Annotated in this window: 21 protein-coding genes; 14 read left to right on the top strand and 7 right to left on the bottom strand. The window is 65.7% G+C overall.

Annotated elements, in window-relative coordinates:
• Positions 1 to 39 precede the first annotated feature (39 nt).
• Both lexA and BAU06_RS16120 read right to left on the bottom strand, forming a co-directional pair.
• Entirely contained in the window at positions 40 to 690 is a 651-nt protein-coding gene (lexA, locus tag BAU06_RS16125; RefSeq protein ID WP_066351892.1) for a transcriptional repressor LexA, read from the bottom strand.
• A gap of 283 nt (positions 691 to 973) precedes the next feature.
• Complete coding sequence (locus BAU06_RS16120; protein ID WP_066351888.1) at positions 974 to 2179, bottom strand: amino acid aminotransferase; 1206 nt, start codon at positions 2177 to 2179, stop codon at positions 974 to 976.
• Between the two features lie 77 nt (positions 2180 to 2256).
• On the opposite strand from BAU06_RS16120, the gene uvrB reads away from it, so the two are divergent.
• The 11 genes from uvrB to BAU06_RS16065 all read left to right on the top strand — a co-directional run bounded on the left by uvrB (position 2257) and on the right by BAU06_RS16065 (position 11883).
• The gene (uvrB, locus tag BAU06_RS16115; protein ID WP_066351883.1) at positions 2257 to 4284 is read left to right on the top strand and encodes an excinuclease ABC subunit UvrB; all 2028 of its coding nucleotides are present in this window, start codon (positions 2257 to 2259) and stop codon (positions 4282 to 4284) included.
• A 305-nt stretch (positions 4285 to 4589) separates the two neighbouring features.
• Entirely contained in the window at positions 4590 to 5081 is a 492-nt protein-coding gene (locus tag BAU06_RS16110; RefSeq protein WP_066351875.1) for a low molecular weight protein-tyrosine-phosphatase, read from the top strand.
• Positions 5082 to 5326: 245 nt separating this feature from the next.
• Positions 5327 to 5881, top strand: coding sequence for a Fe-S cluster assembly transcriptional regulator IscR (iscR, locus tag BAU06_RS16105; RefSeq protein WP_066351866.1), 555 nt, complete (start codon positions 5327 to 5329; stop codon positions 5879 to 5881).
• Positions 5882 to 5902: 21 nt separating this feature from the next.
• Positions 5903 to 7114, top strand: a complete 1212-nt coding sequence (locus tag BAU06_RS16100) for an IscS subfamily cysteine desulfurase (protein WP_066351864.1) — start codon at positions 5903 to 5905, stop codon at positions 7112 to 7114.
• Positions 7115 to 7190: 76 nt separating this feature from the next.
• The gene (iscU, locus tag BAU06_RS16095) at positions 7191 to 7577 is read left to right on the top strand and encodes a Fe-S cluster assembly scaffold IscU (RefSeq protein WP_066351855.1); all 387 of its coding nucleotides are present in this window, start codon (positions 7191 to 7193) and stop codon (positions 7575 to 7577) included.
• Positions 7578 to 7579: 2 nt separating this feature from the next.
• Positions 7580 to 7903 (top strand): iron-sulfur cluster assembly protein IscA, encoded by a 324-nt coding sequence (gene iscA / locus BAU06_RS16090; protein WP_066351853.1) that lies wholly within the window; start codon positions 7580 to 7582, stop codon positions 7901 to 7903.
• Positions 7904 to 7906: 3 nt separating this feature from the next.
• Positions 7907 to 8425, top strand: a complete 519-nt coding sequence (gene hscB, locus BAU06_RS16085) for a Fe-S protein assembly co-chaperone HscB (RefSeq protein WP_066351851.1) — start codon at positions 7907 to 7909, stop codon at positions 8423 to 8425.
• Positions 8426 to 8495: 70 nt separating this feature from the next.
• Positions 8496 to 10361, top strand: coding sequence for a Fe-S protein assembly chaperone HscA (hscA, locus tag BAU06_RS16080; protein ID WP_066351846.1), 1866 nt, complete (start codon positions 8496 to 8498; stop codon positions 10359 to 10361).
• A 24-nt stretch (positions 10362 to 10385) separates the two neighbouring features.
• Positions 10386 to 10727 carry an ISC system 2Fe-2S type ferredoxin gene (fdx, locus tag BAU06_RS16075; protein ID WP_066351843.1) on the top strand — a complete coding sequence of 114 codons (342 nt, stop codon included), beginning with the start codon at positions 10386 to 10388 and terminating at the stop codon, positions 10725 to 10727.
• Positions 10727 to 10921 (top strand): Fe-S cluster assembly protein IscX, encoded by a 195-nt coding sequence (gene iscX / locus BAU06_RS16070; RefSeq protein WP_066351838.1) that lies wholly within the window; start codon positions 10727 to 10729, stop codon positions 10919 to 10921. Before fdx ends, iscX begins: the two co-directional genes overlap by 1 nt.
• Positions 10922 to 10995: 74 nt before the next feature.
• The gene (locus tag BAU06_RS16065) at positions 10996 to 11883 is read left to right on the top strand and encodes a methylglyoxal synthase (protein WP_066351829.1); all 888 of its coding nucleotides are present in this window, start codon (positions 10996 to 10998) and stop codon (positions 11881 to 11883) included.
• A gap of 44 nt (positions 11884 to 11927) precedes the next feature.
• Here the strand turns inward: BAU06_RS16065 and lysS are convergent, their stop codons facing one another.
• From lysS to prfB, 3 genes are all read right to left on the bottom strand, one after another.
• Complete coding sequence (gene lysS, locus BAU06_RS16060; RefSeq protein WP_066351822.1) at positions 11928 to 13463, bottom strand: lysine--tRNA ligase; 1536 nt, start codon at positions 13461 to 13463, stop codon at positions 11928 to 11930.
• 8 nt (positions 13464 to 13471) lie between these two features.
• Positions 13472 to 14227: an SDR family oxidoreductase gene (locus tag BAU06_RS16055; RefSeq protein WP_066351812.1), complete on the bottom strand. Its 756-nt coding sequence runs from the start codon at positions 14225 to 14227 to the stop codon at positions 13472 to 13474.
• 53 nt (positions 14228 to 14280) lie between these two features.
• Positions 14281 to 15385 (bottom strand): peptide chain release factor 2 gene (gene prfB, locus BAU06_RS16050; RefSeq protein WP_156770250.1). Its coding sequence is split into 2 segments (ribosomal slippage): positions 14281 to 15303 and positions 15305 to 15385, totalling 1104 coding nucleotides; the frame shifts between segments, so codons are not numbered across the junction.
• A 252-nt stretch (positions 15386 to 15637) separates the two neighbouring features.
• Here prfB and BAU06_RS16045 point away from each other — a divergent pair.
• Positions 15638 to 16945 (top strand): MFS transporter, encoded by a 1308-nt coding sequence (locus BAU06_RS16045; protein WP_066351806.1) that lies wholly within the window; start codon positions 15638 to 15640, stop codon positions 16943 to 16945.
• A 133-nt stretch (positions 16946 to 17078) separates the two neighbouring features.
• Here the strand turns inward: BAU06_RS16045 and recJ are convergent, their stop codons facing one another.
• Together recJ and BAU06_RS16035 are read right to left on the bottom strand one after the other, a co-directional pair.
• Complete coding sequence (gene recJ, locus BAU06_RS16040; protein ID WP_066351805.1) at positions 17079 to 18779, bottom strand: single-stranded-DNA-specific exonuclease RecJ; 1701 nt, start codon at positions 18777 to 18779, stop codon at positions 17079 to 17081.
• A complete protein-coding gene (locus tag BAU06_RS16035) occupies positions 18761 to 19780 on the bottom strand; it encodes a hypothetical protein (RefSeq protein ID WP_066351804.1) in 1020 nt (339 codons plus the stop codon). Before BAU06_RS16035 ends, recJ begins: the two co-directional genes overlap by 19 nt.
• 112 nt (positions 19781 to 19892) lie before the next feature.
• Between BAU06_RS16035 and BAU06_RS16030 the strand changes: the two genes are divergently transcribed.
• Positions 19893 to 21125: a lipoprotein-releasing ABC transporter permease subunit gene (locus BAU06_RS16030; RefSeq protein WP_066351802.1), complete on the top strand. Its 1233-nt coding sequence runs from the start codon at positions 19893 to 19895 to the stop codon at positions 21123 to 21125.
• The gene (locus BAU06_RS16025) at positions 21118 to 21792 is read left to right on the top strand and encodes an ABC transporter ATP-binding protein (protein WP_066351800.1); all 675 of its coding nucleotides are present in this window, start codon (positions 21118 to 21120) and stop codon (positions 21790 to 21792) included. Before BAU06_RS16030 ends, BAU06_RS16025 begins: the two co-directional genes overlap by 8 nt.
• Positions 21793 to 21815: the final 23 nt, after the last annotated feature.

The raw sequence follows: 21815 nt of genomic DNA, 5'->3' as shown, positions 1-21815 counted from the left end.
GCCTGGACGCGTAAGCGGCCAGGCCCTTTTCTTTTGCTTTTAGTGCAGGGCTTGTGTGCGGATAAGCCCGACCGCGATCCCTTCCAGCGCGAATTCCTGCCCGGGCTGGACGATGATGGGCTCGAACTCGGGATTCTCGGGCAGCAGTTCGATTCGACCGCCCTGGCGATGCAGCCGCTTGACCGTAACGTCTTCGTCGATGCGGGCGACAACGATCTGGCCTTCGCGCGCCTCGCTCGCCTTCTTGACGGCCAGGAGGTCGCCGTCGAGTATGCCGACGTCGCGCATGCTCATGCCGCGCACCTTCAGTAGATAGTCCGGCCGCTGCGCGAACAAGGCCGGATCCACGCCTACGTCGCGTTCGACATGTTCGGCCGCTAGGATGGGGCTGCCGGCGGCGACGCGTCCCACCAAGGGGAGCATGAGTTGCGCCAGCGATGGCAAGGGGAGCATGGCTTGGCTGGCTTCCGGCCGCGTTTCCTTGAGGCGGATGCCGCGGGAGGCGCCGGCGGTCAGCTCGATCGCGCCTTTGCGCGCGAGCGCTTTCAGGTGGTCTTCCGCGGCGTTGGGCGAACGGAAACCCAGCGCCTGGGCGATTTCGGCGCGGGTAGGGGGGAAGCCCGTGCTTGCCACCGCTTGGCGTATGAGATCCAGGATTTGCTGTTGGCGGTCGGTAAGTTTGCTGGCCATTGCGCGTTCCGGTTGCCCTGTATGGATATACAGCTACGCATTTTGGGGGACGCAGCTTCAAAACGCAAGGGGGGACCGCCATCTGCAGGCAAATAAGCCAAGCCGGGAAATGAACGAACCACCCGGTGAACGCGCAACCAAGCGGTGAAGGAACAGTCAGGTAGTGAAGGACAGTCAGGTAGTGAAGGAACAGCCGGGCGGTGAGAAGGACCAGGCCGGAAACCAAGCGGGGCCCTTGCGGGCCCCGGCTTCATATCGGTATCGTCGGTATCGCGGTTGGCGCTCAGCCTTTCAGTACGGCGGCGATGCTCTTGGCGACAACGTCGATGTTCTGGCTATTCAGTGCCGCAACGCAGATGCGTCCGCTGGACACGGCGTAGATACCATGTTCTTCACGCAGGCGATCCACCTGGGCCGACGTGAGGCCCGAGTAAGAGAACATGCCGCGCTGGTCGAGGACGAAGCTGAAATCCTGCTGCGCGCCGTTTTCCTTGATTTTTTCCACCAGTTGGCGGCGCACCAGGCGTATGCGGTCACGCATGCCGGCGAGCTCCTGTTCCCACAAGGCGAACAGATCCGGCGTGTTCAGCACCGTGGAGACGACGGTGCCGCCATGGGTCGGCGGGTTCGAGTAGTTGGTGCGGATCACACGCTTGAGCTGGCTGAGCACGCGCTGCGCCTCGTCCTTGCTGCCGGCGATGACCGTCAGCGCGCCGACGCGTTCGCCGTACAGCGAGAACGACTTGGAAAAAGACGAGCTGATGAAGACCGTCATGTCCATGTCGGCGAACAGCCGCACCACGGCGGCATCTTCATGCAGCCCGGCGCCGAAGCCCTGGTACGCGATGTCGAGGAAGGGAACGAGGTCGCGTTCCTTGACGACATTGGCAATGCGCTGCCACTGCTCGGGAGTCGGGTCCACGCCGGTGGGGTTGTGGCAGCAGGCATGAAGAACGACGATGCTGCCGGCCGGCATGGATTTCAGTCCGGCCAGCATGCCTTCGATGTTCAGGCCGTGCGTGGCGGCGTCGTAGTAGGGATAGGTTTCCACCTGGAAGCCGGCGCGCTCGAACAGCGCGCGGTGGTTTTCCCAGCTGGGGTCGCTGATATAGGTCTTGGCCTGCGGCAGCAGTTGACGCAGGAAGTCGGCGCCGATCTTCAGCGCGCCCGTACCGCCCAGCGCCTGGGCGGTCAGTACGCGGCCGGCGGCCGATAGCGGAGAATCCGCGCCCAGCAGCAGCGCCTGGGCGCCCTTGTTGTAGCCGGCGATGCCTTCGATGGGCAGGTAGCCCCGGGCGGCCGCGGCTTCGATGCGGGCGACTTCAGCCTTGCGCACCGCCTGCAGCAGCGGAATCCGACCGTTGTCGTCGTAATACACCCCCACGCCCAGATTGACCTTGCCCGGCCGGGTATCGGCGTTGAACTGCTCATTCAGCCCGAGGATGGGGTCGCGCGGGGCCAACTCGACGTTTTGGAAAAGGGTGCTCATCGGATCGCAAAAAAGGGTAGGTGGACGCAGCCGTGCATGCGGCGGATAATGGGGGGTTTACCCTGAGACAGTCTAGCATGAGCGAACCTGGATTCGTCGAATTTCCGGACAGCCCTTTTCAGCTCTTCCAGCCCTATCCGCCGGCGGGAGACCAGCCCGGCGCAATCACCGCGCTGACGGATGGCGTGCGCGACGGTCTGATGTACCAGACCTTGCTGGGCGTGACGGGCTCGGGCAAGACGTACACCATGGCGAACGTGATCGCGCGGCTCGGACGGCCCGCGCTGGTACTGGCGCCCAACAAAACCCTGGCCGCGCAGCTGTATGCCGAAATGCGGGAGTTCTTTCCGAAGAACGCCGTGGAGTATTTCGTCTCCTACTACGATTATTATCAGCCCGAAGCGTACGTGCCGACGCGCGATCTGTTTATCGAAAAAGATTCGTCGATAAACGAGCATATCGAACAGATGCGGCTATCGGCCACGAAAAGCCTGCTCGAGCGCCGCGATACGGTGATCGTGGGCACCGTATCCTGCATCTATGGTATTGGCAATCCCGGCGATTATCACGCCATGGTGCTCATCCTGCGCGTGGGCGACCGGATTTCCCGGCGCGAGATACTGGCCCGGCTGGTCGCCATGCAGTACACGCGCAACGATGCCGACTTCACCCGCGGGGTGTTTCGCGTGCGCGGCGAAACCATCGATATTTTCCCGGCGGAAAGCGCCGAACTCGCCTTGCGCCTGACGTTGTTCGACGACGAGGTCGAGACGCTGGAATTGTTCGATCCGTTGACCGGCAAGGTCAGGCAGAAGGTGCCGCGCTTCACGGTTTATCCGGGGTCGCATTACGTCACCCCGCGCGACACCGTGCTGCGCGCCATCGAAACCATCAAGGAAGAGCTGCGCGAGCGCGTGCAGTTCTTTACCACGCAAGGCAAGCTGGTGGAGGCCCAGCGCCTGGAGCAGCGTACGCGCTTCGACCTGGAAATGCTCCAGGAGCTCGGTTTCTGCAAGGGCATCGAGAACTACTCCCGCCACTTGTCCGGCGCGGCGCCGGGCGAGCCGCCGCCGACGCTGATCGATTATCTGCCCGCCGACGCGCTGATGTTCATCGACGAAAGTCACGTCACCATCGGCCAGCTGGGCGGCATGTACCGCGGCGACCGGTCGCGCAAGGAAACCCTGGTCCAGTACGGGTTCCGCCTGCCATCGGCGCTGGACAACCGGCCGCTGCAGCTGCAGGAATTCGAGGCGCGCATGCGCCAGTGCGTGTTCGTGTCGGCCACGCCATCGGCCTACGAGCAGGAGCACGCGGACAATGTGGTGGAGCAGGTGGTGCGGCCCACCGGCCTGGTGGATCCCATTGTGGAAGTGCGTCCCGCGCGCACGCAGGTCGACGACCTGCTGGGCGAGATCAAGCTGCGCGTCGCCGAGTCCGATCGCGTACTGGTGACCACGCTGACCAAGCGCATGGCCGAAGACCTGACCGACTTCCTGGCGGAGCACGGTGTGCGCGTGCGCTACCTGCACTCGGATATCGATACGGTGGAACGGGTGGAAATCATCCGCGACCTGCGCCTGGGCACCTTCGACGTGCTGGTCGGCATCAACCTGCTGCGCGAGGGCCTGGATATTCCGGAGGTTTCCCTGGTTGCCATCCTGGACGCGGACAAAGAAGGTTTCCTGCGTTCCGAGCGCAGCCTGATCCAGACCATCGGGCGCGCGGCGCGCAATCTGAATGGCAAGGCCATCCTTTACGCGGACCGGGTCACCGATTCCATGCACCGGGCCATCGGCGAAACCGAACGCCGGCGCAAGAAGCAGGAAGACTTCAACCAGGCCCACGGCATTACCGCCAAGGGCGTGCAAAAGGCCGTGCGCGAATTGATCGACGGGGTGGTGGCGCCCGTCCAGCATCCGACGATCGAGGACGCGCTGCCGGCCGAAGTGCTGACGGACGAGAAGGCGCTGGCCAGGGAAATCCGCCGCCTGGAAAAACTCATGATGGATCACGCCCGCAATCTGGAATTCGAACAGGCCGCGGCCGCTCGCGACGCCCTGAATGCCTTGAAGGAACGGGTATTGCTGGATGGGGCCCGCTAAGGCGGCCGCCCGGCACGCCCGGCCTGGGCGGCGCCCATGGGGGCCGCGCAGAATCTGTAGCCGACTGTCGCGAACATGTCATGCCAGTGAAATATCCGGGACACGATTTCGTGTTGCAAGGCGGCCTCGGATGTCATTGAATCGGGGCGGAAATCCCGCTTAGGAAACGTCAATAGCTTGATTAGATTTATCCTATAAGTCCCTAATTCAACTGGATTTTTGCGCTGCGAAATGTGCACTGCAATAGGTGGTTTCCACTGAAAAAAAGCTTGCCTAGTTGCGGGTTTTCCCTCAGACTATTAAGCATGATGACCAAGGTACTTTTCGTTTGCATGGGCAACATCTGCCGCTCGCCGAGCGCAGAAGGCGTGTTCCGCCGGCTGGTCAATGACGCCGGGCTGGGCGATGTCGTGCGGATAGATTCCGCCGGTACGCATGCCTTCCATATTGGCGAAGCCCCGGACGCCCGGGCCCAGGCCGCCGCCCGCAAGCGCGGCTACGAAATCACGCATTGCGAGGCGCGTCAGGTCACGCCCGATGATTTCCGCGAGTTCGATCTCATCCTGGCGATGGACTGGGAAAACCTGTCCGCGCTTCAGCAGCAATGTCCGAAGGCGTACCAGCACAAGCTGATGCTGCTGATGCGGTTCGCCAATGAATTCGAGGAAGCGACCGTCCCCGACCCCTACTATGGCGGCCCGGAAGGTTTTGGCAAGGTCCTCGATTATCTGGAAGACGCCTGTCAGGGCGTGCTGGAGCTGGTGCGCAAGCGTGCCACCCAGTATCAGGCCGCATAAACCTGGCAGTACTTCGCGCCGATTCCCCGCCATGCTGGCGCGAAACCGGCGCTCCACCCGAAACAGCCGCCCGCGACCATCGCGCGCGGCTGTGTGCTTTTCAGGGGGTCGGAGGCTTCCTGCTCAGCCCTATCGGCAGCAGGGTTTCATAGCAAATTAGTCGGGAATAGGCTATACTTGAGGCAATTACTCAGGTATTGGAACCCGGCTGGGCCGGGCCTACTGGCTAAACAGGAACCCTCGATATGCGGCTGACTACCAAAGGACGTTTTGCCGTGACCGCCATGATCGACCTTGCCATGCGCCAGCATAGCGGTCCGGTCACGCTGGCGGCCATCAGCCAGCGCCAAAATATTTCCCTTTCCTATCTCGAGCAGCTTTTCGGCAAGCTGCGGCGGCATGAGCTCGTCGACAGCGTCCGTGGCCCGGGCGGCGGCTATTCGCTCGCGCGCCTGGCGCGCAATGTCACGGTTGCCGACATCATCTTCGCCGTGGACGAACCGCTCGATGCCACCAGCTGTGGCGGCAAGCAGGACTGTACGAGCGGCAAGGACGGCAAGTCGGGCAAGTGCATGACGCACGAGCTATGGGCCACGCTCAACCGCAAGATGGTGGATTACCTGGATTCCGTTTCCTTGCAAGACCTGGTGGACCAGCAGCGCGTGCGGCAACTCCAGGAAGCCAGCAACCAGGCCCAGAACGGCACGGTGCGGGTGAACCGCATGACCAACGGCGCCGGCGTTGCCAGCCCGTGCGCGAATGCCAGCACGGCGCAGTCCGGCGCATCGGCCACCGTATAAGAAAACCAGGAGCTGTACGAAATGACTACCCGTCCCATCTACCTCGATTATTCCGCCACGACGCCTGTCGATCCGCGCGTGGTGGAAAAAATGGTGCCGTGGCTGTACGAGCACTTCGGCAATCCCGCCTCGCGCAGCCACTCCATCGGCTGGGAAGCGGAAGACGCGGTGGAACGCGCCCGCGAGGAAGTGGCCAAGCTGGTCAACGCCGACCCACGGGAAATCATCTGGACTTCCGGTGCCACCGAGTCGGACAACCTGGCGATCAAGGGCGCCGCGAACTTCTACAAGGAGCGCGGCAAGCACATCATCACGGTCAAGACCGAGCACAAGGCCGTGCTGGATACCGCCCGTGAGCTGGAGCGCCAGGGTTTCGAGGTCACCTACCTGGACGTCATGGAAAACGGCCTGATCGATCTGGACGTTTTCAAGGCGGCGCTGCGCCCCGATACGGTGCTGGTGTCGGTGATGATGGTCAACAACGAGATCGGCGTCATCCAGGATATCGAAACCCTGGGCGAGATCTGTCGCGAGCGCAACATCGTTTTCCACGTCGACGCCGCGCAGGCGACCGGCAAGGTGGAAATCGACCTGCAAAAGCTCAAGGTGGACCTGATGTCGTTCTCCGCGCACAAGACCTATGGCCCGAAGGGCATCGGCGCGCTGTACGTGCGGCGCAAGCCGCGCGTGCGCATCGAAGCGCAGATGCACGGCGGTGGCCATGAGCGGGGCTTCCGTTCGGGCACGCTGCCCACGCACCAGATTGTCGGCATGGGCGAAGCCTTCCGACTGGCGCGCGAGGAAATGGGTACCGAGAACGAGCGTATCCGCATGCTGCGCGACCGCTTGTGGGCCGGCCTGTCGGAAATCGAAGAGGTCTACCTGAACGGCGATATGGACCGCCGCGTGCCGCACAACCTGAACGTCAGTTTCAACTACGTGGAAGGCGAGTCCCTGATCATGGCGGTCAAGGAACTGGCGGTGTCCAGCGGGTCGGCCTGTACTTCCGCCAGCCTGGAGCCTTCCTATGTCCTGCGCGCGCTGGGCCGCAATGACGAGCTGGCTCACAGTTCGATTCGCTTCACGATAGGGCGCTTCACGACGGAACAGGAAATCGACTTCACCGTCGACCTGCTGAAGAAGCGGGTCGGCAAGCTGCGCGACATGTCGCCGCTCTGGGAGATGGCCAAGGAAGGCATCGACCTGAATTCCGTCCAGTGGGCCGCGCACTGACGCGCTGAATCGCGCGGCGTCCGCCGCGCGAGGTGAACCAATTCGAAGGCCTTCGCCTGGCGAAGGAGAAAACATCATGGCATATAGCGAAAAAGTTCTGGATCACTACGAAAACCCCCGCAACGTCGGGTCTTTCGAGAAAGGCGACGATTCCGTCGGTACCGGCATGGTCGGCGCGCCCGCCTGTGGCGACGTCATGAAATTGCAGATCAAGGTCGGTCCGGACGGCGTCATACAGGATGCGCGATTCAAGACCTACGGCTGTGGGTCGGCCATCGCTTCCAGCTCGCTGGTGACCGAATGGGTCAAGGGCAAAACGCTGGACGAGGCCATGAACATCCGCAATACGCAAATCGCGGAAGAACTGGCCCTGCCGCCGGTAAAGATCCACTGTTCCATCCTGGCGGAGGACGCCATCAAGGCGGCCGTCAAGGACTACAAAGAAAAGCATACGCGGAGTTGATTATGGCGATCACGCTGACTCCCCAAGCGGCCAACCACATCAGCCGGTATTTGCAGCGCCGCGGCAAAGGGGTGGGCTTGCGCCTGGGCGTCAGGACCACCGGCTGTTCGGGCATGGCCTATAAGCTCGAATATGTGGACGAGCCGGACGCCGCCGACCAGGTGTTCGAAAGCCACGGCGTGAAGGTATTCGTCGACCCGAAAAGCCTGGCGTATATCGATGGCACGCAGCTCGACTACGCGCGTGAAGGCTTGAACGAGGGGTTCAAATTCCACAACCCCAACGAAAAGGCGACCTGCGGCTGCGGCGAGTCCTTCACGGTGTGAATCTTGGCGGCCGTGGACGATCATTTTTCGCTGTTCGGGCTGCCCGCGCGTTTTGACATCGATGCGGCGCAGCTGGAACAGGCCTGGCGCGCGGTGGCGGCGCGGGTGCATCCGGACCGTTACGCCACCGCGTCCCCCGCCGAGCGGCGCGTCGCCATGCAATGGTCCGCGCGGGCGAACGAGGCCTACCGGCAGTTGCGCGATCCCTTGCTGCGCGCCCGCTATCTGTGCGAGCAGGCCGGGGTGGACTTGCAGACGGAAAGCAATACGTCCATGGACACCGATTTCCTGATGCAGCAGATGACCTGGCGCGAGATGCTCGACGACGTGCGCGAGCAGGGCGGGCAGGGATCCGCGGCCGATGCGCTGCGGACCGAGCTGCGCGAGGCGGAGGCCGATTTCCAGCGCCAGGTGGGCGGCCTGCTGGACCAGCAGAACGATGCCGCGGCCGCCGCGACGAAGATCCGCGAATGGATGTTCGTGCGCAAGATCAGCCAGGAGCTGGCGCAAGCCGCCGATTAGGCTAGCCTGGGCCTACAATCGCGGGTTTGGCCGTGGAGACGGCGCTACCCATAACCGTGTTAATCCAACCATGGCCTTACTGCAGATTTCAGAACCGGGCGAATCCCCCGCGCCGCACGAGCGCAAGCTCGCCGTGGGCATAGACCTGGGCACGACGAACTCGCTGGTGGCGACGGTACGCAGCAGCGTGCCCGAGGTCCTGCTCGATGAAGCCGGCCGTGCGCTGCTCCCGTCCGCCGTGCGGTATTCGGCCGATGGCGAGCCGGTGGTCGGGCACGATGCCCTGGCCGCGCAGGCCGAGGATCCCAGCAATACCATCGTGTCGGTGAAGCGCTTCATGGGACGCACGGCCGAAGAGGCCCGCGCCTCCGCCGCTGCCTATGACTTCGTGGATGCGCCCGGCATGGTGCGGCTGCGCACCGCGCAGGGCGATCTGAGCCCGGTCGAGGTGTCCTCGCATATCCTGGCGCGGCTGCGCAGCCGCGCCGAGGCCGCGCTGGGCGACGAACTGGTGGGGGCGGTGATTACCGTGCCCGCTTATTTCGACGATGCCCAGCGGCAGGCGACTCGCGACGCCGCCCGGTTGGCCGGTCTGAACGTGCTGCGCCTGCTGAACGAGCCGACCGCCGCGGCGATCGCGTATGGGCTGGAGAATGCCGCGGAAGGCGTCTATGCGGTCTATGACCTGGGGGGCGGCACCTTCGACGTGTCCATCCTGCGCCTGACCAAGGGCGTGTTCGAAGTCGTGGCCACGGGCGGCGACACCGCGCTGGGTGGCGATGACTTCGACGCCCTGATCGCCCGGCACATCGCCGGCGCCATCGCCGGCTCGGATGCCTGGTCGCGCCACGATCGCCGGGCCCTGCTGGTGGCGGCCCGCGCGGCGCGTGAGCGCTTGTCGGATGCCGACGAAACCACGGTCGGCTTCCAGTTGCAGGACGGCACGCTGGTGGACGCGCCGCTTACGCGCGAACAGTTCGAAGCCATGGCGGCGCCCCTGGTGGCGCGCACGCTGGACGCGGCGCGCCGCGCGCTGCGCGACGCGAATCTCACGCCCGCCGAGGTGCGTGGCGTGGTCATGGTGGGCGGCGCCACGCGCATGCCCCTGGTGCGGCGCGCGGTGGGCGAGCTGTTCGGGACGACTCCGCTGACGGACCTGGACCCGGATCAGGTGGTGGCGCTGGGCGCGGCCTTGCAAGCCAACCTGTTGGCGGGCAACCGCTCGCCCGGCGAAGACTGGCTGCTGCTCGACGTGATTCCCTTGTCGCTGGGGCTGGAAACCATGGGCGGATTGGTGGAACGCATCATCCCCCGCAACAGCACGATCCCGGTGGCGCGCGCGCAGGAGTTCACGACCTTCAAGGACGGCCAGGGCGCGATGAGTATCCACGTCGTCCAGGGCGAACGCGAGCTCGTGTCGGCCTGCCGATCGCTGGCGCGCTTCGAGCTGCGCGGTATTCCGCCCATGGTGGCGGGAGCCGCCCGCATCCGCGTCACCTTTCAGGTGGACGCGGACGGCCTGCTGGGTGTGACGGCACGCGAGCAAAGTACGGGCGTGGAGGCCTCGGTCACGGTGAAGCCGTCCTATGGGCTTTCCGACGACGAAATCACCCGCATGCTGGCCGACAGCATCGATCAGGCGGACGCGGACGCGCGTGCGCGCATGCTGCGCGAGCAGCAGGTGGAAGCGCGGCAATTGGTGGATTCGGTGCGCGCCGCGCTGGCCGCGGATGGCGATCTGCTGGACACCCAGGAACGTGCCCGGGTGGACCAGGCGCTGGTCGATGCCGAAGCCGCCGCCCATAGCGAGGACGTCGACGCCGTACGCGCCGCGGTGCATGCCTTGTCGGAAGCCACCGAAGCCTTCGCGGCGCGCCGCATGGACCGCAGTATTCGCCAGGCCCTGTCGGGCCGCAAGCTGGACGAGTTGACCTGAGCGGTCGTTTTTTGTGTTCCCATCATGCCGAAACTGACCGTATTGCCCCATCCCGACATCTGCCCCGAGGGTAAAGTCATCGAGAACGCCCCCAGTGGCGAGTCGATATGCCGGGTCCTGCTCGACCACGATGTGGAAATCGAGCACGCCTGCGAGCTCTCGTGTGCCTGCACCACCTGTCACGTGGTGGTGCGCCAGGGATACCAGTCGCTGGAAGACGCCACCGACATGGAAGAGGACCTGCTCGACAAGGCCTGGGGCTTGACCCCCACTTCGCGCCTGTCGTGCCAGGCCAGGATCACGGACGAGGACCTGACCGTCGAAATCCCGCGCTACAGCATCAACCACGCCAAGGAGAACCACTGATGAAGTGGACCGATATTTACGATATCGCCGCGGCGCTGGCCGACGCGCATCCGGATGTCGATCCCAGCCAGGTCCGCTTCACCGGCCTGCGCGACATGGTGCTGGCGCTGCCTGATTTCAGCGACGATCCCAAGCACTGCGGCGAGAAAATCCTGGAAGCCATACAGCAGGCGTGGATCGAGGAACAGGACTGACATGATGGAAGCGGTGCGGCGGCGGTATGATCCGTAGCTGCCCGACTTTCCCTGTCCACGTCGACTGTTCCGCCATGTCCGCTCCCATCCTGCATTTCGGCCTGGCCGCCAATAGGCTGCATCACGAAACCCCCGATGCCGTGCTGTTCGACTGGCTGCGGGCCTGTTCGGCCAGCATCCGCGAGCTGGGCATGCATTTGTATACCGTGGGCCGCACGCACGACGCCATTTCGCGCGAGGGCATGCTGCAGGGCTATGCCGGGCTGATCCGCTACCCCTACGGACGCGAGGGCGGCCTGATGAAACTGGTGGCCCGGGTGACCGAAGGCCGCGATGGCACGGTGCCCTTCGACGGCGCCATTTATTTCATCGACCCCGTGGATCCGTCCTCGGTCTTCCCGGAAGCGCAGGCGCTCAAACGCCAGTGCGTCACGCATGGCAAACCTTTTATTTCCACCCTGGCCGGTGCGCTGGAATGGGTGGAGGTCGAACGCCTGCATGCCGGACTGGCGCCGGATCCCGCCATGGCGCATTTGTTCGATTTTTCCACGCAGACGCTGGCGCTGGTCGCGCATGACGCCCTGAAGGATGAGATGGTCGCCTTCGCGGACCAGCATTTCGACCTGTTGTCGCGTTTCCGCCGGCGTGTCGCCACGGGCACGACAGGCGGGCGCTTGAACGACCTGGCGTGGTCGCGCGGCTGGCCCAAGGAAAAGCCCTGGACCCACCGCTACCTGAGCGGCCCCTTGGGCGGCGACGCCCAGATCGCCGAACTGGTGCTGGAGCGCCAGTGCCAGCGCGTGATCTTCTTTGAAGATCCCCACGTGGCGCGCCAGCATGAAGCCGATATCCAGCTGCTGGAGCGCGCCGTACGCGTGGTGACGCGCGTGGCCTCGTGCGCGACCTCGCCCGCCGTGGCGCGGCGCTGGGCACAGGCAGCCGGGCTGCGCGGCGCGGCCTGAGCGGGCCCTGGAAAACGGCGCCGGTTCGGCGCCATGCCGGCCCGTCAGTCCTCGCGCCGCAGGTGCGGGAACAGGATAACGTCGCGGATGCTGGGGCTGTCCGTCAGCAGCATGACCAGGCGGTCGATGCCGATGCCGCAGCCGCCGGTGGGCGGCATGCCGTATTCCAGCGCCCGGATGTAGTCCGCGTCGTAATACATGGCTTCCTCGTCGCCGGCGTCCTTGGCCTCGACTTGCGCGCGGAAGCGTTCCGCCTGGTCCTCGGGATCGTTGAGTTCCGAGAAGCCGTTGGCGATCTCGCGGCCGGTGATGAAGAGTTCGAAGCGCTCGGTGATGCCCGGACGCGTGTCGGAGGCCCGTGCCAGGGGCGAGACCTCTACGGGGTAGTCGACGATGTACGTCGGACTCCACAACTGGGCTTCGGCGGTTTCCTCGAACAGTGCCAGCTGCAACGCGCCCAGGCCGGCGCGGGCCAGCGGCGGCGCGTCCACGTCCACTTGCAGTTTCTTCAGCTCCGCGCGCAGGAAGGATGCGTCGTCCAGCTGCGACTGGGTATAACGCGGCGCGTACTTCAGGATGGCTTCGCAGATGGTCAGGCGGTCGAAGGGCCTGGACAGGTCCAGCTCGCGTTCCTGGTACGTCAGCACGGCGCTGCCGGTGGCCGCGATCGCCGCCTGGCGGATCAGTTGTTCGGTGAAGTCCATCAGCCACCGGTAATCGGTATAGGCGGCGTAGAACTCCATCATGGTGAATTCGGGGTTGTGGCGCGGGCTGACCCCTTCGTTGCGGAAATTGCGGTTGACCTCGAAGACGCGGTCGAAGCCGCCCACGATCAGGCGCTTCAGGTAGAGCTCCGGCGCGATGCGCAGGAACATCTCCATGTCCAATGCATTGTGATGCGTGACGAAGGGCTTGGCCGCCGCACCGCCAGGAATGGGGTGGAGCATCGGCGTTTCCACTTCCAGGAAGCCCGCGTTCAGCATGTACTGGCGTATGGCGCCGATGGTCTTGCTGCGCGCTTCGAAGGTGCGGCGCGTGGCGTCGGTCATGATGAGATCGACGTAGCGCTGGCGGTAGCGCAGTTCCTGGTCCGCCACGCCATGGAATTTGTCGGGCAGCGGACGCAGGGACTTGGACAGCAGCCGTACCTGCGAGGCATGGATGGACAGTTCGCCCTTGTTGGTCTTGAAGACCGCGCCCTCGACCGCGATCAGGTCGCCGATATCCCACTGCTTGAACGCCGCGTAGCTGTCCTCGCCCAGGACGCCGCGGTCCAGGTAGATCTGGATGCGGCCGCTGGCATCCTGCACGGTCGCGAAGCTGGCCTTGCCCATGACGCGCTTGAGCATCATGCGGCCGGCGACCTTGACGACCTTGGCCAGCGCCGTGAGGGCTTCCTGGTCGGTGTCGTCATAGGCCGCGTGCAGATCGGCGGCGCGCGCGTCCGGCGTGAAGTCGTTCGGGTAGGCGGGGCCGCTCTCGCGCAGCTTGGCCAGCTTGGCCCGCCGTTCGGCGATCAGCCGGTTTTCCTCGCGGCCGGCCAGGTCCTGCGCGCCGGAGGCGGTCGAAGTATCGGTCATGGTGCGGATCAGTTGTAATTGCGAATGTCGTCGATTTCAGTGGCGCCGAAATCGTCGCGGTCCAGATAGGCGGCGATGCGCGCCGCGACGTCGGCCGGGCTGGCCAGTTTGCCGCTGGCGTGCAGGTCCTGGAAGCGCGGCAGGGCCGGGAAGGCGCCGGGATCGCTGGAGCGGATGACGCCCTGCATATCGGTGTCGACGACGCCAGGCGCCAGCGATACCAGCTTCGCGCCGTGCGCATCCTGCTCCTGCTTGGCGACGCGCGTGTACATATCCAGCGCCGCCTTGGTCGCGCAGTACACGCCCCAGCCCGCGGTGGGGTTGCGTCCGGCGCCGGAGGAAATGTTCAGCACGCGACGCTCGGCGCGCAGGTCGCGCGTGGCGGCCAGGAAGCGCGAGGTCAGCAGCATGACGGCGACCACGTTCAGGTTCAGGGCCTGGTTGATCGCCGCGGCGTCTTCCAGGGCGTCGACCGGGGCCACCGGGCTGACGGTGCCCGCATTGTTGACGAGCACGTAGCGTTCGGCATCCCGGGGCAGCCCCGCGGCCACCCGTGCCGCGACGGCCGTGGCCGCCGCCGTGTCCGACAGGTCCACGGCGATCTGTTCGAGTTCCGCGCCCCGTGCCTTGGCATGGGCCTCCAGTTCGGGATCCTGGCGGCGGGCCAGCGTGATCAGCCGGGTGCCGGGTTGGGCCAGCTGGCGGGCCAGGGCAGCGCCGATACCGCGGGAAGCGCCGGTCAGAACGACTACGGATTGGGGCATGGGATTACCTTTTGCGCGTGCGTCAGTGGGTAGGAAAGGGAAGCCGCGAGGCGTCAGACGCCCTGTTTCAGGCTGGCCTGGATGAAGGGATCGAGGTCGCCGTCCAACACCTTTTGGGTATTCGAGATTTCCACGTTGGTGCGCAGATCCTTGATGCGGCTCTGGTCCAGCACGTAGGAGCGGATCTGGTGGCCCCAGCCCACGTCGGTCTTGGAGTCTTCCAGCTTTTGCTGCTCGGCCATCCGGTTGCGCATCTCCAGTTCGTACAGCCGCGACTTCAGCATCTGCATGGCTTCCGCGCGGTTGCGGTGCTGCGAGCGGTCGTTCTGGCACTGCACGACGATGCCCGTGGGCATGTGCGTGATGCGGACCGCGGAGTCCGTCTTGTTGATGTGCTGCCCGCCCGCGCCGCTGGCCCGGTAGGTGTCGACACGCAAGTCCGCGGGGTTGATCTCGATTTCGAAGGAGTCGTCGACCTCGGGATAGACGAACACGCTGGCGAAGGAGGTATGGCGCCCGCCGGAGGAATCGAAGGGGCTCTTGCGCACCAGGCGATGCACGCCGGTTTCCGTGCGCAGGTAGCCGAAGGCGTATTCGCCTTCCACCTTGATGGTGGCGGACTTGATGCCCGCGACTTCGCCTTCGGATTCTTCCAGCACTTCGGCCTTGAAGCCCTTGCGTTCGCAGTACTTCAGGTATTGGCGCAGCAGCATCGACGCCCAGTCCTGGGCCTCGGTGCCGCCGGCGCCGGCCTGGATGTCCAGGAAGCAGTTCAGGGGGTCGGCCGGGTTGGCGAACATGCGCCGGAATTCCAGGCTTTCGAGCTTTTCCTGGAAGGCGTCGGCATCGCCCTCGATGGATATCAGCGTGGCGTCGTCGTCATCGGCGGCGGCCAGTTCGAACAGTTCGGCGGCATCGGCCAGGCCGCTGCCCAGGGCGGACAGGGTCGTGACCACGTCTTCCAGGCTTTTCTTTTCGCGGCCCAGATCCTGGGCATGCTTGGGATCGTTCCAGACGTCCGGGTTTTCGAGCTCGGCGTTTACGACTTGCAGGCGTTCGGACTTGGCATCGTAGTCAAAGATACCTCCGTAGAGCCTGTTCGCGCTCGGCGTAATCGGCGAGTCGGGCGGCGAGCTGGTTCTGACGTTCGGCTTCCATGGCGAGTCCTGGCTGAATTTCGAAAACCTGACATTTTAGCCTGCCTTCCGGGGATGGCCGGCCGCCATGAAAATCCGCGTTCCGTCCAACGGGAGGCGGATCGGCGGTCATGTTCAGGTTTAAGTCAGTTTCGGGCGACTAGCCTGCGGGGTTTATAAAGCCGTCGCGCCTGGGCGTGGCGCCGTGCAGGCGCCCGATGCCAGCGCAAGCTGGCACAGGGGCGGCACAACCATCCCGATGAGGAGGAGACCCATGGAAACCGTCATTACCCCCGGCGCATCGGCGCCATCCGCCAGCGCGGAAGACGCGCTTTACCGCAAGGTCACCCTGCGGCTGGTGCCCTTCCTGGTGCTTTGCTACGTGGTCGCGTACCTGGACCGCGTCAATGTGGGTTTTGCCAAGCTGCAGATGCTGCAGGACCTGAAATTCAGCGATACCGTCTATGGGTTGGGAGCGGGGATTTTCTTCCTGGGCTATTTCCTGTTCGAAGTGCCCAGCAACATCATCCTGCATCGCGTCGGCGCCCGCCGGTGGATCGCCCGCATCATGATCACGTGGGGCATTATCTCGGCGGCCATGGTTTTCGTGACCACGCCGGGGATGTTCTACCTGCTGCGCTTCCTGCTGGGGCTTGCCGAAGCGGGCTTTTTCCCCGGCATCATCCTGTACCTGACCTATTGGTTCCCGCATGCCCGGCGGGGACGCATCACCACGTTCTTCATGACGGCCGTGCCCTTGTCCGGCCTGATCGGCGGACCGATCTCCGGCTGGATCATGCATACCTTCCACGGGGATCACGGCATGGCCGGCTGGCAATGGCTGTTCATCCTGGAGGGCCTGCCGTCGGTGATCATCGGCCTTTTCGTGCTGGTGTACCTGGACGATCGTATCAGCCGTGCGAAGTGGCTGACCGAAAGCGAACGCGCGATCCTCGCGCGCAATATCGAGGCCGAAGAAAAGGAAAAGCAGGACCCGCCCATCCGCGAGGCCATGACCAAGCCGCGCGTCTGGGCCATGGCGAGCATTTATTTTTCCTTCGTCATGGGCCTGTATGGCGTCGGCTTCTGGATGCCCACGCTGATCCGCAATACCGGCGTCCAGGATCCGTTCGCCATCGGCCTGCTGACCGCGATTCCCAACCTGTTCGCCGTCATCGGCATGATCCTGATCGCGCGCAACTCCGACCGCCGGCACGAGCGGCGCTGGCATCTGGCGATTCCGTCGCTGATCGGCGCGGCGGGCCTGGTGGTGTCGGCCATGTACAGCGGCAATACCTGGATCGCCATCCTGGCGCTGACGGTCGCCAACGTCGGCATTTGCACCGTGCTGCCCTTGTTCTGGAGCCTGCCCACGGCGGTGCTGGGCGGTACGGCGGCTGCCGCGGGGATCGCGCTGATCAACTCCGTGAGCAACCTGGCGGGCTTCATCAGCCCCTATCTGGTGGGATGGCTGAAGGACACGACCGGCTCGACCAATAGCGGGATCTATGTGCTGGCGGCCTGCCTGTGCGCGGGTGCGCTGATCGCGCTGGCGCAGCCGGCCAAGCTGGTCAATCGCTGAACGCGCGGCGGGCCGGCCGAGAGGTACGCCCCGGCGGTCCGGCCCTCCGTTGAATCGGACGGCGGGATACGCCGGATCGGCGGACCGCCGGACCGCCGGATAACGCTTGCCGCGCGCCGCGCGGCGTTGCGCGTCAGCCCGCGTGTTCCACCACCAGCTGCACGGACACGCGGCCGTTCCAGATGTTCTGTTCCAGGCGGTACGCCACGTCCACCGTCTCCGGCAGCAACTGGGTCTGGCCGAACCAGATGGCGTCGAAGCGCTGGTGGCCGCGTTCCAGCGTCAGCTTCAGGTGCTTGTCGCCCAGCAGACGCTGGGCCCTGACGTCAAAGGTATCCAGGAATAGCGGCGCGGCAAAGCCCGATCCCCACACCTGCTGCTGCAGCAAGCCGGCCACGTCGGCATTGGCATAGCCGGATTCCAGCGAACCGTCGGTTTCCAGTATCGGCTCGAAATTGTCCCGGCCGGTCAGCTCGCGCACCGCCGCCTCGAAGGCGGGGGCGAAGCGCGGGAAATCGCTTCTTCCCACCGTCAATCCCGCCGCCATGGCGTGGCCGCCGAATTTGCGGATAAGCGTCGGATCCCGCTTGGAGACCAGGTCCAGGACGTCGCGCAGGTGCACATCGGGTATGGAGCGTCCCGAGCCGCGCAATTCGTCCTCGCCCGCCGGCGCGAAGGCCAGGGTGGGGCGCCAGAATTGGTCCTTTAGCCGCGATGCCACCAGGCCCACGACCCCTTGATGCCAGCTGTCGTCGTAGACGCAGACGGTGGCGCCGGCGATGTCGCGGGCGTCCTGCATGGCCGCCATGGCCTGTTCCCGCATCGTGGCCTCGATGCTGCGGCGGTCGCGGTTGATCGTATCGAGCTCGCGGGCGATCTCCAGGGCCTGGGCTTCGTCATCGGTGGTCAGGCAGGCGATGCCCAGGCTCATGTCCGACAGGCGCCCGGCGGCATTGATGCGCGGGCCCAGCGCGAAACCCAGGTCGAAGGCGCTGGCCGTGCGAGGCTCGCGGGCGGCCACCGCATACAGCGCGCGCAAGCCCGGCTGCATGCGGCCACTGCGTATCCGCTGCAATCCCTGGGTGACCAGCAGGCGGTTGTTGGCATCCAGCTTGACCACGTCGGCGACCGTGCCCAGCGCGACCAGGTCGGACAGGGCATCCAGCCGCGGACCGCCGTCCGCCGGGTAGACGCCGCGCCGCCGCAGTTCGGCCCGCAAGGCCAGCATCAGGTAGAAGATGACACCGACGCCAGCCAGGTTCTTGGACGGAAAGCCGCAACCGGGCTGGTTCGGGTTGACGATGGCCAGGGCATCCGGCAGGCGGTCGCCGGGCAGGTGATGGTCGGTGATGAGGACACCTATCCCGGCGGCATTGGCGCTGGCCACGCCGTCGACGCTGGCGATGCCGTTGTCCACGGTAACGATCAGGTCCGGCTTGCCGGCCGGATGACGGCAGGCGAGTTCGACCACGGCGGGAGACAGGCCGTAGCCGGTCTCGAAGCGGTTGGGGACCAGGAAGTCGACGATGGCGCCCATGGCGCGCAAGGCGCGCAGACCGACGGCGCAAGCGGTGGCGCCGTCGCAATCGTAATCGGCGACGATCAGCAGGCGCAGGCCGCGCTGGATGGCATCCGCCAGGATGGCGGCCGCGCGGTCCGCGCAGGTCAGGTGGGCGGGCGGCAGCATGGCCGGCCAGGACAGGCGCGTCTGGTCGGGATGGACCACACCGCGCGCGGCCCACAGCCGCGCCAGCAGGGGATGGATGCCCGCGGCTTCCAGCACGCGGCGCGCGGCGGCATCGCCGCTGCGTATGGTCAGGCGGGGGGAGACCACCAGGTCCTCCAGGAATGTTCGCGGGCCGGCAGCCAGCGCAGCAGCGGGCCGCGGGGCTGCAGGTCGAGCGTGGCGCGCCGGTCGCGGCCCAGCAGGGTCAGTGTCAGGCGCTCGCGCGGGCGACCCTTGTCGTCGGCGCGGGGTTTCAATGCCTGGGCGTCCAGGCGCTCCAGCGACCGCAGCCAGGAACCCCAGTCTTCCGCCTGGAAGGCGGCGAGCAGGTCGTCCGCGATATGCGGAAGCGCCGCCCGGGTGGCGGGACGGGGCCACGGCGCCGCGCCACCGTACAGCCACAGGCCGTTGGCGGGCAGTTGGCCGCGCGCGGCGCGTGCGGCGTTCACCGGGTGCTCATGCCAGGCCATCTGTATTTCATTGAGCAGCCGGCGCCACGGGCGGGCCGAGGCGTCCTGGCTCCACCAGGCGTTCAACGGTTGCCCCGCGACGGCCGCGGGGCTGGCGGTGCGCAGCACGATGCCGTCCGGCACGCTGACCCGCCACCGGTAGGGGCGCACGACGGCGGCGCCGAAGGGCGTGCCGTCGAACAGCGGGCGCGCCGCATCGAAGAGCGCCGCGCCTTCGTCCTCGGTCAGGTCCAGGGCTTCCGCCGGCACCAGGCTGGCACGGTCGGTGCCCAGTGCGATATGGGCCAGGTCGGCCACCCACACCGGCGCGGCCGGGTCGATCGACGCCCCGGCCGGAGGCGGGCCGGGGCGCCGCGTCGCGGTCCCCGATTGCTCAGGCTCGATGGCCGGCGCGTCCGCGCGCAATGGCCCCAGGCCGGCGCCCAGCGCTTGGCCGGCGGGCGGGCGGAACCCGGCCTGCTCCAGTTGCCAGGCCTCGTAGGGGGTACAGCCGTGCTCATGGGGTTCGAACGGCGTCTGGCGTCCCTGGCCCAGGCGCATCCAGGCATACAAGGTCGGGGCCGCCGTGGGCAGCCGCTTTGCCAGTTCCGCGGCGATGGGCGCGCTGGGGGGCAGCGCGCCGGGTAGGACGATTTGCATGGCCGGGATTGTAGTGCGCCGGCGCCCCGCATCGCTGCAAGTCCGTTAATGCCATAATGCGCGGGTGCTGAAAATACCTTACGAATTGTGGATAGGCGCCCGCTACGCGGGCATGGCCCGCATCCGCCAGCGTCGCGGCCGCCGCGACCGGTTCATCTCTTTCATTGCCGCCAGTTCGATGGCCGGCATCGCCTTGGGCGTGGCCGCGCTCATCATCGTGCTGTCGGTGATGAACGGCTTCCAGAAGGACGTGCGCGACCGCATGCTCTCCGTGCTGCCGCACATCGAGCTGTACGTGCCGGGCGGCAACCCGGACCACATCCTGAGCCAGTGGCAGGCGCTCGCCCAGGCGGCCGAGCGCAATAAAGAGGTGCGCGCCGCCGCGCCCTTTGTCGCAGCCCAGGGCATGCTGGTACGGGGCGAGGCCTTGCGCGGCGTGCAGGTACGCGGCATCGACCCGCAAACCGAGGGCCGCGTATCCGATATTCCGCGGCAGATGGTGGCCGGCAAGCTGGACGATCTGAAAGCCGGATCCTTCGGCATCGTGCTGGGCCGCGACCTGGCTTCCGACCTGGGGTTGCAGGTAGGCGACACCGTCCTGCTGCTCGCCCCGCAGGCCTCGATCAGTCCGGCCGGCTTCGCGCCGCGCATGCGCCAGTTCACCGTGGTGGGCGTGTTCTCCTCCGGGCACTATGAATACGATTCGTCGCTGGCCTTCGTCGACGACGAGGACGCCGCCAAGGTATTCCGCGACAGCGGTACCGCTGGCGTCCGCCTGCGCATCGACGACATGCAGCGCGCGCCGCAGGTGGCGGCCCAGCTATCCCGCGAACTGCCCCCGTACGTCATGGCCAGCGACTGGACGCGCAACAACCGCACCTGGTTCGCCGCCGTGCAGACGGAAAAGCGCATGATGTTCCTGATCCTGGCCCTGATCGTTGCCGTGGCCGCCTTCAATCTGCTGTCCTCGCTGGTCATGGCCGTGAAGGACAAGCAGTCGGACATCGCCATCCTGCGCACCCTGGGCGCCAATCCTGGCGAGGTCGCGCGCATCTTCCTGGTGCAAGGCGCGCTGATCGGCGTGGTGGGCACGCTGCTGGGCGTGGCGGGCGGCATGCTGATCGCCTACAACATCGAGACCATCGTGCCGTTCATCGAGCGTCTGCTGGGCATCCATTTCCTGCCGCGCCAGATCTATTTCATCAGCGAGCTGCCTTCCGATCCGGAGATGGCCGACATCGTTACCATCGCCGTCACTTCCCTGGTGCTGTCGTTGCTGGCCACGCTGTATCCCAGCTGGCGCGCGTCGCGCCTGCAACCGGCCCAGGTGTTGCGCCATGACTGATCTCGCGCTGCACGCGGAAAACCTGACCAAGGTCTACGACGAAGGCCCCGCGCGCATCGAAGTCCTGCGCGACGTCAGCGTGTCGATACACCGCGGCGAAATGCTCGCCATCGTCGGGGCGTCCGGCTCGGGCAAAAGTACGCTGCTGCACATCCTGGGCCTGCTCGATGTGCCGACGCATGGCAGCGTGACCGTCGATGGCGTGGATGCTTCGGGATTGACCGAAGGCGCCAAGAGCACGCTGCGCAATCGCAGCCTGGGCTTCGTTTACCAGTTCCATCACCTGTTGCCCGAGTTTTCCGCCCTGGACAACGTCGCGATGCCGTTGATCGTGCGCCGCATGGACCGGGAAGGCGCGCGCAAGCAGGCGCAGTCGGTGCTCGATCAGGTGGGCCTGGCCGCACGCGCCCTGCATTTTCCCGGCCAGCTGTCCGGCGGCGAACGGCAGCGCGTGGCCCTGGCGCGCGCCCTGGTCACGCGGCCGGCCTGCGTGCTGGCGGACGAGCCCACGGGCAATCTGGACCGCAACACCGCGCATAGCATGTTCGAGCTGCTGTCGCGCGTGAACCGCGAATCGGGTACGGCCTTTGCTATCGTGACGCACGACCGTGAATTGGCCAGCCGCGCGGATCGGCAACTCGCCATGGAGCAGGGCCGTCTGGTGTAGCGGCAACGGGCACCAGGAGTCCG

This window comes from Bordetella bronchialis, from assembly GCF_001676705.1.
Taxonomy (GTDB): domain Bacteria; phylum Pseudomonadota; class Gammaproteobacteria; order Burkholderiales; family Burkholderiaceae_B; genus Bordetella_C; species Bordetella_C bronchialis.
Note: the sequence above shows the minus strand (reverse complement) of the source record. Positions and strands in the feature narration are given on the sequence as shown.